Raw genomic sequence first — 12,550 nt, 5'->3', positions numbered from 1 at the left:
AAACCAGTCCAACTTTCGGGGGCTAGTTCAGACCCGGGGTGCGTTTTTCGTGTACCCGCGGCCTTATCCGCGGGTTCTGATTAAAGCTTTAAAAGCTGAAGGGGCTTAGACGAACATCAGGATCGCCGTGACCAGCCACAGCAGGTTGAAGATGCCCGCGAACATCGCCGCCTGGCCCGGAATCTTGGAAACGTCGGCGTCCGCGGCCTTGGCAGCCTCCGCCTCGGAAGCCGGAGCGTCACCGGCCTCGACAGCGTTCAGTGCAACCAGGCCCTGGCGCTGGCGGGGGATAACCAGAGCAATCAGAACACCCCAGGCAGCGATGGCCAGCAGCAGGGCGAAGTGCAGCGCGGTGTTCTTCATTGCGCCATCAACGACGAAGAATGCGATCAGGCCCAGTACCGGTACCAGCAGGGAAATGAAGCCATAAGAACGGGTAATGCGGTGTACCAGTCGCAGGGCACCGACAGCAGTCGGGTCACCGGACTGTGCCTTGCGGAACTGGGGAGCGTACATGGAGGAAGCGATAGCTACGGGGCCGATCAGCAGGATCGCCGCCAGGACGTGAAGCGCAATAATAAAAGTAGACATGTCCCCTATTTTCACAGATGAACAGGGGGCTTGTCATCTTTAGATGCCGCGCGCCCTATAGATCGCAGGCTTCCCGAGCCGCCTGCACATCCGCCGCCGAAAGCGCTAAACCATAGTCGCCGACTACCCGCAAGAAGCGCGCGCAGTAGCCACAGCGTTCCACCGGGGGCAGCCATTCACTCAATGTGGAATCGGATTTCTCACGGTTCACCTCGGACGCCGTCACCAGCAGATTTCGCTGTACGTCGTTTGCAAATGCCCGCCGCTGCTCTTCCGGCCACGCATAAGCCCCCAAGTCCCACGCGGCCGCCAGCGGGACGATGTGGTCTATGTCCACCCCGTGGCGGTCCATGGGGTGATGCGTATAGGGATCGACGCCCCCTTGTTTCCCCAGGGTTCCGCCTCCGTCGTTGCTGACACATCCACCGGCAGAACCCCCGAAGGTCTGCACCAGCAGCAAGTGCCGGGTATCGCAGACGCCGAACTCTGTAACCTGCATTCCCCACCCGTCGCCGAATCGGGCGCGGGAGTATCCCAGTACCCGTGGACGGGCGGGGATCTGGTGAATGCGTTGCAGGTACTCCCTAACCGTTGCTTGATCCTGCGGGTGGTGACGATGTGGCGTCGTCACCCAAAAAACGACACAGACCACAACAACCAGGAACAGGCAATAGAGGCGGAAGGGGTGAGACAGGGAAAAGCGCCGCATGCAGTCTTAGACTGCAGCGGCGCTAGAAAGGTTCGCTCAAGAAAAGCGGGTGAGCTACTTGGCGGTTACCTCTGCGGCTTCCTCGAAGTCGATGTCCTTCTTGATGGCGATCTTGGAAAGCTCGGTTGCCTTGTCGAAGGTATCGGTGATCTCCTTGGACGGAGCCTTGGTCATCAGGGTAACGGCGACCATGACGATGACGTTCAGAGCCACGCCCGGGATCATCTCGTACAGGCCGAACGGCTTGTCCATAACACCGAACTGCGGCAGGCCGCCCCAGATGAAGGCGACGATAGCACCGGTGACCAGACCAGCGGCGGCACCCGGAGCGTTGAGGCGGCGCCAGTACAGCGAAGCCAGAATGACCGGGCCGAAGGAGGCGCCGAAGCCCGCCCAGGCAAACTCGACCAGGCCAAGGATGCCGGACTCCGGGTTAAGAGCAATCACGCCGGCGAAAATAGCGACAATCAGCACGGAGATGCGGGAGAGGTTCTTGAGGGACTGATCGGATGCGTTCTTGTTGATCAGGCCGTTGTAGATGTCCTCAATCAGCGCGGAGGAAACAACCAGCAACTGGGAGGAAATGGTGGACATGATCGCGGCCAGAACAGCGGTCAGGATCAGGCCAGCGATCAGGGGGTGGAACAGGATGCGGCCCATGTCCAGGAAGATCGACTCGAAGTTCTCCTGGTCAACGACGGCGATGGACGGATCCATGCCGAAGAATGCCGGGCCGATGACTGCGACCATGACAGAGCCGACCAGGCACAGGAACATCCAGCCGACGCCGTAGCGCATACCTGCGCGGGCATCGGACGGGCTGCGCAGTGCCATGAAGCGCACGATGATGTGCGGCTGACCAAAGTAGCCCAGACCCCACGCGGCGTTGGAGATGATGGTGATGAAGGAAACGCCGGTGAACAGGGAGAACCAGTTCGGGTTCGGCTCGATGGAGCCCAGACCGTATGCGTTTTCTAGCTGGTAGGTCCAGATAGCGCCTGGATCATCCATGTGCAGCAGCGCCATGACCGGCACCAGCAGCAGGGAGACGAACATGATGCAGCCCTGGACGGTGTCGGTGAAGGAGACGGCCAGGAAGCCGCCGATGAAGGTGTAGCCCACGGTAACGGCGGCGATGATGATCATGCCGGTCAGGTAGTCGCCCTGGAAGGTGGACTCGAAGTAAACGCCACCTGCAACCATGCCGGAGGATACGTAGAAGGTGAAGAACACCAGAATGATGATGCCGGCGGCGATGCGCAGGAAGTGCGTGTGATCGTTGAAGCGATTCTCCAGGAAGGAGGGGATCGTGATGGAGTTATTCGCCACCTCGGTGTAGGCGCGCAGGCGCGGGGCAGTGATGTACCAGTTCACTGCGGCGCCGATCAGCAGGCCGATGGCCATCCACATCTCGGAGAAGCCGAGCAAGTAGAGCGTGCCAGGCAGACCCATGAGGAGCCAGCCGGACATGTCTGATGCGCCGGCGGACAATGCGGCGACAAAGGGGTGCAGGTTACGTCCGCCGAGCATGTAATCCTCATACTCGTCGGTCTGGTTGAAACTATAAAGTCCAATCAGCAGCATGATGATCAGATAGATCACCATGGCTATGACAAACCATGTTTGGTCAGTCACAAACATCATCTCCTCAAGTTGAATGTATAAGTTCTATACGTCAGCTTTCGGGCTCTCTGTGCTCCGAAGTACAGAAGGCGCGCGTATGTGTGACGCGCACAACTCGGTATCCACGTTAGCGAAGACGTTTACGTTGCGAAGGGTGTCCGGGGTACGTGGTAGAACTTCCAGCATGGGATTCACGCATCAGATGCACGTTGTTGCACCCACGTCGGGCGGGCTGTGGTTGTGGGTAGAGCGTGTCGAGGGGCACGGGGTGGTACTCGATATCGACGAGCTGGAAATTGACGATCTACCTGCGGTTTGTATGGATGTGCTGGGGTCGCGACCATGGCGCAATAGGGGTGGGATCTGGCTGTCCACTCCACGGGGGAGGGTTAAGGAATTACCGGTGCCGGCGGTGGCTTTAACACCCGAAGAATCTGTTGAGCTAATGAGGGCATTATGTGAGTATGCGAATAAAAGTATCGATACTGGAGCTACTGATAAGCGTGGGCTGATTGACGGGCTGGGTCCGGAGCTTAAATTCCTTATGAATTTATGCGCTTTTGTTGAGGAAGCTGTGCGGGCCGGGCGCGTGATGGTGCGGATGGAGCGAGTGGATGATCAGTGGTTCCCGCGCTGGACGCTTGCGCCCGCAGGCGACCACATGCGCGTGCTGCAGCAGTTCCGTGAGCGCGTGCCGGGAGTGCTGACACGCAACGGTGGCGCAGACGTAGTGGATCGCATGGCCGACGAGTTTGCGCACTGGATCGCCGTGACCCACCTGCGCCGCGAGCTGAGTGACTTCACCTCGGACTTCGTGCGGGCCCTGGCGACGGGCACGGCAACCCGGCGGGGCGGAGCCAGCACCGTGGTAAGCCTCGGCCAGTGGCGGCGCGAGGCTGAGGCCCAGGCGGGGCAGTTGGTGTTCTTGTTGTCTACGCCCTCCGAAGTGGAAGAAGTCGATTCCGAACCAACCTGGTGGCTGCAGATTGCCTATTCCCAGAACGGTGGACCCTTCGAGCCGTTGAACCCAGCCACCATGAACGAAGATCTGAGGGAGCAGGTTATCCGCAGCCTCTACAGGGTGGAGGACGTGTGGCAGGAGTTCAATCCGCACGTACGAAGCCTGCTGACGTGGGTGAATAGCGGCTCGAATCGGTTGGAGCGGGAATGGTGGCGTCCAGAAGAACTGCCGAGCGCACAACCAACCCTGGGTACGAACCTGGACATCACCGAACTAGCGAGCTTCCTAGACCACGGGGCGGAGGCGCTGCGCGAAGCCGGATTTAGCGTGATGATTCCGCGTGGGTGGGGCAAGGTGCGCCCGCGGGTAAAGGCTAAGGCCACCCCGGTGGGGCAGGGGCCGGGGTCGGGCAAGCTTGGCATGGATCAGCTGATGAACTTCTCCTGGGAAGTCAGCCTGGGCGACGGCGGCGCAGCAGGGGCTAACGGTGCCGATGGTGCCGACGGAACCGGTGAGGAACTGGACGAGGCCACCCGCCAGGAGCTTTTGAACGCGGCCGAGTCGATCGTGCGCATCAACGGCGAGTACGTCTACCTGGATCAGGAGGCCCTGTCGAGCGCCCGCAAGTGGTTCGCGGAAGTGACCAAGGAGCAGGACGAGCCGGTGGGGGATGCCACCGTGAGCGTGCGCGACATCTTGGAAGCCGACCTGTTGAGCGCCAGCGAGACGGTAGATACCGACCACGAATTCCGCGTGGTGGCTGACGGTTGGGTGGAACGACTGCTCGACGGCGAGGCACAGGTGGATCCGCCGGAGCCGGTAGAGCCTCCCGCCGCGGTGCAGACCGCCCTGCGCGACCACCAACGCCGTGGTCTAAGCTGGCTGGCCTGGATGCACCGTCACCGTATTGGCGCGATCCTGGCCGACGACATGGGTCTGGGTAAAACCCTGCAAGTGCTCGCGTTGTTGGCCTGGGAGCGCGAGGTCGACGATTGCGCAGGCCCCACCCTGGTGGTTGCGCCCACCACCGTCGTGGAGGCTTGGCGGGCGGAGGCCGCGCTGCACGTGCCGAGCTTGGAGGTCTTGGTTGATCACGGTTCGGGGTTGCTCACCGATAAGGAGTTTGGTGACGCCACGTCCCAGGGGCTGGAGGGCAAGCAAAAGAAGCCGGATCTGGTGGTGACAACCTACGGGCGCGTGGCCAGGAATACTGCGCGCTACCAGCAGGTCCAGTGGGGCCGAGTGGTGGCCGACGAGGCGCAGGCCATCAAGAACCCGGCGACGAAGCAGTCCCGGGCGGTGCGCTCGCTGAATGCAGAGACCCACATTGCACTGACGGGCACTCCGGTGGAAAACCGGCTGAGTGATCTGTACGCGATTATGGACTTTGCTAACCCCGGAATCTTCGGCTCCGCCGCAGCCTTCCAAAACCGCCTGGCCATTCCCATTGAGCGCTATGGGGACGAGGAGGCGAAACGGCGCCTGCGCGGGCTGGTGCAGCCCTTTATCCTGCGCCGGTTGAAGGACGACGTGGCGATTGGTCTGGACTTGCCGGAGAAGCAGGACATCGTGGAGCGAGTACCTTTGTCTAGAGAGCAGGCGGCGCTGTACGAGACCTTTATTAAAGACATGGAGATGCGCCTGCAGCTACCCGGCGGCAAGCGCCGGGCCAACATCCTGGGAGCGCTGGTAAAGATCAAGCAGATCTGCAACCACCCGGCGCACTTCGCGGGCGACGGCTCCGGAATCTTGGCCGATGGCAAGCATCGCTCGGCAAAGATCGAGCGTATCTTCGAGATCACCAGTCAGGCGCTGGAACAGGGCAAGAAGGTGCTGATGTTCACGCAGTTCCCGACATTCGGCAAGATGCTGGCACCGGAACTGCAGAGCACCTTCGGTGTGGAGGTTCCCGTACTGCACGGCGGCCTGTCGCGTGCGAAGCGCACGCAGATGGTCCGCGAATTCCAGAGCGCCGATGGGCCGCCGATCATGATCCTCTCAGTACGGGCTGGCGGCACCGGCATCACCCTGACGGAAGCCTCGGTGGTGATCCACATCGACCGCTGGTGGAATCCGGCAGTGGAGGACCAGGCCACGGACCGGGCCTATCGGATCGGCCAAAACAAGTCCGTGGAGGTTTATAAGCTGGTGGTGCAGGGCACCATCGACGAGAGAATCCACGACATCATCATGAGCAAGCGGGAGTTGGCAGGAGATATCGTCGGCGCAGGCGAGGGGTGGATCGCCAACCTCGACGATGAGGAGCTGAGCGAGCTGCTGCAGCTGCGCGAGTCCACTCAGCTGGAGGAAAACGATGGTTAGCAAGCAACCGAAGAAGCGCACGCGCACGGATGCGACCTGGGGCGACAACGTGGTGCTCGCTGACTTTGGAGCCAAGCGACGCCAAGAAATGGACCGCCTGCGGGATCAGCACGGCACCCACATCCGTGGAGAGGACAGCTGGGCCAGCTCGCAACTGATGGAGTCTATTTCCAGGTCCACAGACTCCGGCAGGCTGGCGCGCGGCCGCGAATACTTCCGCGGCGGCAAAGTGCTGAGCGTTGAGTTCGCGGAGAATGTGGTTGCAGGGCTGATCCACGGCTCGCAGCTGGAGCCTTTTGAAACGTCCATTCACCTGCGGAGGCTCACGGACCGCCAGCGGGATTTCGTGTACCACGAGATGCTCTCCGACAGCTCGCACATCCGCTCCCTCTTAAGTGGCGGCGCGCCGGGCATGGACGTCGCCTCGGTGCTGATGCACCCCGGGCACGTCAACCGGGTGTACTGCAGCTGCCCGGATAAGTCCGCGGTCTGTAAGCACGTGGTGGCACTGGCCTATTCTGCGGCGGAGAAGCTGGATAGGGACGCCAGTATTCTGCTGAAATGGCGGGGGCTTAACGCGCAGGAGCTGCTGCGCCCAGTTCAGGGCTGGGGTGGTGGGGGCGTGGGGGCGTCACCAATTAGGCAACAGCAAGCTCCAGACAACGCGGAGAAGCATACCGACCAACCGGAGCAGGTGGATTCGGCCGAGTTCTGGGGGACGGCGGCGGAGCCGGTGAAATGGGAGCCTCTGCAGTGGGAATCGGGCATGGAACAGGGCGATCAAAAGGCTTTGAAAGAGGCCATGCGGTCGGTGACCTGGCATGCGGTGGATCAGCTCAAGGCTATGCATGAGCTGGAGGTTTGTTATGAGACCCTGCAGGCTGTCGAACCTTTGTTCTATTATGAAGCTGGCTTGTCTGGAGGGGCTGATAGAACTACAGGCGAGACAAGTGGCGAAGTAGACGGCAACGCTAGCGATAACGGCAACACTAACAACAACGGGCAGGGGTAAGGCATGGCACAACCTATGGCAACAACATCGGCGCACCGGGTGCGGATCTTGCACACGTCGGATTGGCAATTGGGGATGAAGCGCCGCTTCTTGAGCAGCGAGGCGCAGTCGCGTTTTGATGAATCGCGGTTGACGGCGGTCGAGGCGCTGTTGGACCTCGCGGAGGAAAGGCAGTGTGATGCCATCGTGGTGGCAGGCGATGTCTTCGACGATAACCTGCTGAAACCAGAGATTTACGGGCGTGCGATGGACGTGCTAAAGCGCACAAAAGTGCCGGTGTTCCTTCTGCCTGGAAACCATGATCCGCTGGACGCGGCCAGCGTGTACCACCGGGAGGAGTTCACCGAACTGGCGAATGTTTATGTGCTTAGGGATTCGGCTCCAGTGGCGGTGCCGAACTCCGGTGGCGCGGGCGCGGCTGGTGTTCCTCTCGAGATTGTGGGTGCCCCGCTGCGGGGGAAGAACGCGGACGAGGACCTGGTGGCGGCCGCGCTGAGAGATTTGGAGCCGGTGCAGGGAGCGGGTGTGCGCGTGCTGGTGGGGCACGGGGCAGTAGGCTCCTTCGGCGACAAGGATGATCTAGACCGCATCGACGTAGACAACGCAGCCCGGGCGTGCCGCGAGCGGAAGGTGGACTACGTGGCGCTGGGTGACACGCACTCGACAATGCCGCTGGACGCGGACGCATCACGGGCGCGGGTGTGGTACTCAGGCGCACAGGAGGTCACGGCCTTCGTTGAACCAGACGGGGGTGGCGAAGCGAACTCCGGAAACGTGCTGATGGTGGACATCGCGGTGGATCCGGCGCGACCAGCACAACAGGCGGACGTTCAGGTAGAGGAGGTTCCGGTCGGGCGCTGGGCATTCAAGGCGCTGAACGCGACGGTGAACTCGGCGGCGGATATCGACGAGTTCCTGGAGCGGCTAGAGGGAATCGACGCAAAGCGCACCACCGTGGTGAAGTACGCGCTGGAGGGAACGCTGTCCGTCCACGATGCCGCTTACCTGGACGAGCGGATCACGAAGATCGCGCCGACCTTCGCTGCTTTATACGCGCGCGAGCGGCTAATGAAGCTGCATGTTATTCCCGACGAGGACGAGCTTTCCGAGGGGCTGCTCAGTCAAGGTTTTGTCGGCGAGGCGGTGGAAGAACTGCAGCAGCTGGCGAATTCCGATAGCAAGGATCCGCAACGGGTAGAGCGGGCACAGCAGGCGCAGGATGCGCTGCGACTGCTCGTGCGCTTGGCACACCAGGCGGAGAAGGCTAACTAGGGGAGAGGGACGGCAAGGAAATGACATCTTCTACCAAGGCATCGCCAAAAGCCAGCTTCGTGCTGGAGAACTTGGATGTGCGCAACTTCGCGGGCATTGAGTCCGCGCACTTTGCCCCAAGCGCCACGGGTGTGACCGTCGTTCACGGCAGCAACGAGGCCGGAAAATCCAGCCTGATGAACGCCTTTGGCCTGCTGCTTTCGGATTGGAAAGTCTCGACGACCTCCAAGAAAGTCAGTGGCTTTTTCCCCGTGGGCAGCGGCACCAAGCCAAAGATCACCGCCCGTATGCAGTTGGGCGAGAACCTGGTGGAGTACACCAAGGACTTCGAGAAAAAGAAGGTGCTCCTAGATGTGCTGCGCCCCTCCGTGCGCAACTACACCGGCGACCAGGCAATGGAGAAGTTCAGCGAGCTGCTGAACGAGAGCATCGACTCCGCCCTGCGCGAGGCACTCTTCGTCAGCCAGGGGCAGCGCCTGGACGCCCTCGATTTCACGGCCATTCCCTCCCTGTCCTCGGCACTGCGCACTGCTGGTAACGGCTCTGGTGACGGTGCTGTGGACGATTCTGCCAGCGCCGCCGGAGGTATCAGCGAAAATGACCAGGGCGCCGCGGAGCTGCTAGTCCGCCTGATCGACGACGAGGACAAGAAGCTGCGGGACCGCCGAGCCAACAGAAATTCCAAGGGAGAGCTGGCCGCCGCCGAGGCAGATTTGGCGAGTGCGCAGGAAGCCCTAGCGACCGCCAAGCTTGAGTACAACAATGCGCAGGCAGCGATCCGTGAAATCGAATCCAAACAGATTCAGCGCGCCGATGCCGAAGACGATCTACCGGATGCGCAGAAAGAGTTCGACGAATGCGCCGAGCGGTTAGAGGCTGCGAAGAAGATCGCGGAGGCCTTAAGCGCCCTGGAAAACGAGCTGGAACTGAAACAGGACCAGGTCGGGCGATGGCAAGAGGCATCCGAGGCGCGGGAGAAGCAGAAGCTAGCGCAGGGGGAGCTAGAACAGTCGCTCAAAACAGCGACGGAGGAGCTACGTGGCGTCCAGAAAAGGGCAGAGGAACAACAGGCCGAGCGCGACGAGGCGAAGAGAGCCTTCGATAGTGCCCACGCCGCGTACGTGCGTGCGGATAAGCGTGCCAAGCTGGCCACCGCGCTAAAGAACACGGCGGACATCCAGGGGCGGCTGGAGTCCGCGACGGAGGAGCGGGATAGCGCGGTGAAGCTGGACGCGAAGGTAGCGGAGCTGGCTCAAAAGGTGGATCGCAACCCGGCCACGCCGCAGGCGGAACAGAGGATCCGTGAGGCGATGACGGACCTGGACGCGCAGATAAAGATCCGCGATGCGGGCGCGACTTCCGTTCGTATCGCAGGGCCGGCCGACAGCACCATCGTGGACAACGGAGTGGAGGCCGCCCTGGGGGAGAGCGGCCTGGAAAAGAAGGTCACCACCGAATGGACCGTTGGCCTGGGTGAATACGAGGTGCGCGTCACCCCGGCGCAGGATTCCAGCAACCTCGACCTGAACGTCGACGAGGCGCTGCAGAAAGTCAATGCGGAACTATCGGCGGTCGGGCGCGAGCATATTGCGCTCGAGGATCCGCGCGCGGAAGTCCTTGAAGAGTTTGGGCGTGCCGTTAGGGCGCGGAACGAGGACGAGGAAACCCTGCGCGACCAGCGTGCGAGCCTCAAGGCCATCCTCGGCAAGCGAACACTTTCCGACCTGAACGGTCAGGTGGAAAGCCTCACCGCCGAGGTCGAGAAGCTGCTGGAAACTAGTAGCTCCCTGCGTAGTGACGCCAACGTGGAAGCCGGCGAAAACATCGACGAAGTAGAAGAAGGTGCCGCGCTGGAGGCAGCCACCCGAGCCCGTGACGAAGCCAACGGACGGTTGCTTTCCCTACAGAACAGCGACGCGATCGAGCGGAAGATCCAGTACGAGGCGAAGGTGGAAAACCTGCAACAGCAGCTTGGTGCGGCAGCGAAGGATCTGGAAGCAGCCCGCGAGCGATACTCTGACGAAGAACTGAAGGCGAAGCGCACCCAGGCAACGCAGGCCGTGGATGCGGCACACGAAAAGCTCGATTCCAAGAGGCAGGAAGTAGGCGAGCTCGGCGACGTTGCGGACGTGCAGGCGAGCCTCGAGGGTGCTCGGAGCCGGGTAAACATGCTGAACCAGCAGGTACAGGAATGCCGAGTGGACATTGCAGCCCTGAACGCCGAGCTCGGGCAGGCTCGCGGTTCCGCGGAAACCAAGGTGCAGGCGGAGGCGGAAGTAGAGCGTCTCAAGGGCGTGGTCGCTAGGCTGCGCAGGCAGGCGGATGCCGCGGAGCTACTGCATCAAGTGGTTCAGGAATCGCGGAAGCGGATGCAGGAAAAGTACTCCGAGCCGTATCGCAAGGCCCTGAACAAGCTCTCCGGGATTGTCTTCGGTAGCGATGTTGATCTGGACGTCGATGAGAAGTTCCAGGTTTCGAGCCGCGCTATCGGCAGCGTGCGCCTGGAAAAGGAGCAGCTCTCCGGCGGCGCCCAGGAACAGGTGGAGATTCTGCAACTGCTCGCCATCGCCCGCCTGGTGGGGCACGACGGCAGCGGGGTGCCGATATTCCTGGACGACGTGTTGGGATTCAGCGATACCGACCGGGCCAAGAGCATGAACAAGGTGCTTGGCGCCTTGGGGCGGGATAATCAGATAATCGTCCTGACCTGCGACAAGGATAGGTTCTCCCGGATCCCGGGGGTGGACTTCCAGAGTATCGACAGCCTAAAGAAAGCCGGAGCTAGTTCCTAGTAGTCGCTGTACTCGTCGTAGTAGTCGTAGTAGTCATACTGCGCGTCGTCATAACCGTCGAGGTATCCCTCGTAGTAAGAATCATCCGGCGCGGGTGCAGGCTCGGCCGGGCGGGCGGCCATCATCTTGTTGGCACACGTCGACGTCCACCCTGACGTTCCGTCGGTAAAGAAAGTTGTGCCGGTCTCGTGCATCGAGGGATCCCCGCAAGAGGCGATCGTCTTATTCATGACGGATGGGTTCGCCTGCCCCGGCGCCTCAGTGTGGCCAATGACCACCTCGCCGGTGGTGTTCGTCTGCTGCTGCGAACCGCCCGGAGTAGGCGCCGGGGACTTAGCCTCTGAGTCCTTTGAGGCCTTTGAGGGCAATAAGAATTACTTTAAGAATACCCAGCGAGTGCCCCAAAGCGACGTTATTATCGCCACAGAAGAGAACACTTAGGAGTGCTCCCATGAAGTCCCACTCAAAGCCTCGCTCAAAGTCCCATTCGCTAGCAGTAAAGATCGCTGCAGTAATCACCTCAGCCGCCCTACTGGGGTCGTGCAGCCTCATTTCTTCCGAAGATTCGGATCAGGCCGAAAACTCGGCACAGTCCGTGACCGAAGGAATGCAGCGGGTTGAGGAAGGGCGAATCTCCCTTGAAGTTCCAGCAGACTGGGAAGAGACCGAGGACTTCAAACCAACGGAGAATGGTTTCACCACGTCTTGGTCTAACGCGGACAAAGAGGCCGATAAAGAGCCAACGGACGTGATTCGTCTGAGCTCTGACCAGGGGCAAGGGCCTACGGCAACCGCCACGATGGGGTACTTCGAAGTGAACGCCCAGTTCCGAACCACCCACGGAAGAGACTTCGAACTAGGCGAGTCCCGCGACCTGGATATCGAAAACGCCGACGAGGCCAAGCTGACCACTTGGACGACGAACGAAAAGTCCGGCAAGACTCTGCACGGCGCGTGGGTGTTCGTCTCCGCAGGAAGCGGTGGAGCCGCTGGAGTTGAGATCTTGGCGCTCACCCTGTCCGAGGAAGAGATCGAGGCGATCATCGACTCGGTAGAGTTCGATCCGAGGAAATCGGAGGAATAAGAACGCCCCGAGTGCCCCTGGCTTGAAAAGAGTGCCCTCGGCGATGTCCGAAGTCAGGACATAGTTGACAACGTGTTCCAGGGAAAAGCGTTGTGACGGTTGTCAGATCAGCCGCGACATAGTTGACAGTTAGCCACCACAAAGCAAAAGCAGTGATGGTTGACACCTCAGTTGCGACATTGTT

General features: G+C 61.0%; 9 protein-coding genes. 5 read left to right on the top strand and 4 right to left on the bottom strand.

Going from position 1 to position 12,550, the window contains the following annotated elements; genetic code table 11:
* Positions 1–105 precede the first annotated feature (105 nt).
* The 3 genes from HMPREF3166_RS00065 to putP all read right to left on the bottom strand — a co-directional run bounded on the left by HMPREF3166_RS00065 (position 106) and on the right by putP (position 2,944).
* Positions 106–591 carry a hypothetical protein gene (locus HMPREF3166_RS00065; RefSeq protein ID WP_070487175.1) on the bottom strand — a complete coding sequence of 162 codons (486 nt, stop codon included), beginning with the start codon at positions 589–591 and terminating at the stop codon, positions 106–108.
* Positions 592–646: 55 nt separating this feature from the next.
* On the bottom strand, positions 647–1,222 hold the full coding sequence (locus tag HMPREF3166_RS00060; protein WP_246816878.1) for an HNH endonuclease family protein: 576 nt from the start codon (positions 1,220–1,222) through the stop codon (positions 647–649).
* A gap of 132 nt (positions 1,223–1,354) precedes the next feature.
* A complete protein-coding gene (gene putP, locus HMPREF3166_RS00055; protein WP_192817234.1) occupies positions 1,355–2,944 on the bottom strand; it encodes a sodium/proline symporter PutP in 1,590 nt (529 codons plus the stop codon).
* Between the two features lie 523 nt (positions 2,945–3,467).
* On the opposite strand from putP, the gene HMPREF3166_RS00050 reads away from it, so the two are divergent.
* Genes HMPREF3166_RS00050 through HMPREF3166_RS00035 form a run of 4 tightly spaced genes read left to right on the top strand, consistent with a single transcriptional unit; the run spans position 3,468 to position 11,282 of the window.
* The gene (locus tag HMPREF3166_RS00050) at positions 3,468–6,206 is read left to right on the top strand and encodes a DEAD/DEAH box helicase (RefSeq protein ID WP_246816877.1); all 2,739 of its coding nucleotides are present in this window, start codon (positions 3,468–3,470) and stop codon (positions 6,204–6,206) included.
* Positions 6,199–7,218 carry an SWIM zinc finger family protein gene (locus HMPREF3166_RS00045; protein WP_070487172.1) on the top strand — a complete coding sequence of 340 codons (1,020 nt, stop codon included), beginning with the start codon at positions 6,199–6,201 and terminating at the stop codon, positions 7,216–7,218. Before HMPREF3166_RS00050 ends, HMPREF3166_RS00045 begins: the two co-directional genes overlap by 8 nt.
* Positions 7,219–7,233: 15 nt before the next feature.
* The gene (locus tag HMPREF3166_RS00040; protein ID WP_051876238.1) at positions 7,234–8,490 is read left to right on the top strand and encodes a metallophosphoesterase family protein; all 1,257 of its coding nucleotides are present in this window, start codon (positions 7,234–7,236) and stop codon (positions 8,488–8,490) included.
* Positions 8,491–8,510: 20 nt separating this feature from the next.
* On the top strand, positions 8,511–11,282 hold the full coding sequence (locus HMPREF3166_RS00035; RefSeq protein WP_070487171.1) for an AAA family ATPase: 2,772 nt from the start codon (positions 8,511–8,513) through the stop codon (positions 11,280–11,282).
* Here the strand turns inward: HMPREF3166_RS00035 and HMPREF3166_RS00030 are convergent.
* Positions 11,279–11,650 (bottom strand): hypothetical protein, encoded by a 372-nt coding sequence (locus HMPREF3166_RS00030; RefSeq protein WP_246816876.1) that lies wholly within the window; start codon positions 11,648–11,650, stop codon positions 11,279–11,281. The genes HMPREF3166_RS00035 and HMPREF3166_RS00030 overlap by 4 nt on opposite strands.
* Positions 11,651–11,733: 83 nt before the next feature.
* Here HMPREF3166_RS00030 and HMPREF3166_RS00025 point away from each other — a divergent pair, with 83 nt between their 5' ends.
* Positions 11,734–12,366 carry a hypothetical protein gene (locus tag HMPREF3166_RS00025; protein WP_049050308.1) on the top strand — a complete coding sequence of 211 codons (633 nt, stop codon included), beginning with the start codon at positions 11,734–11,736 and terminating at the stop codon, positions 12,364–12,366.
* The last annotated feature ends 184 nt before the right edge of the window (positions 12,367–12,550 follow it).

The sequence above is a fragment of the Corynebacterium sp. HMSC08A12 genome, assembly GCF_001807485.1.
In the GTDB taxonomy this organism is placed as follows: Bacteria; Actinomycetota; Actinomycetes; order Mycobacteriales; family Mycobacteriaceae; genus Corynebacterium; species Corynebacterium evansiae.
Note: the sequence above shows the minus strand (reverse complement) of the source record. Positions and strands in the feature narration are given on the sequence as shown.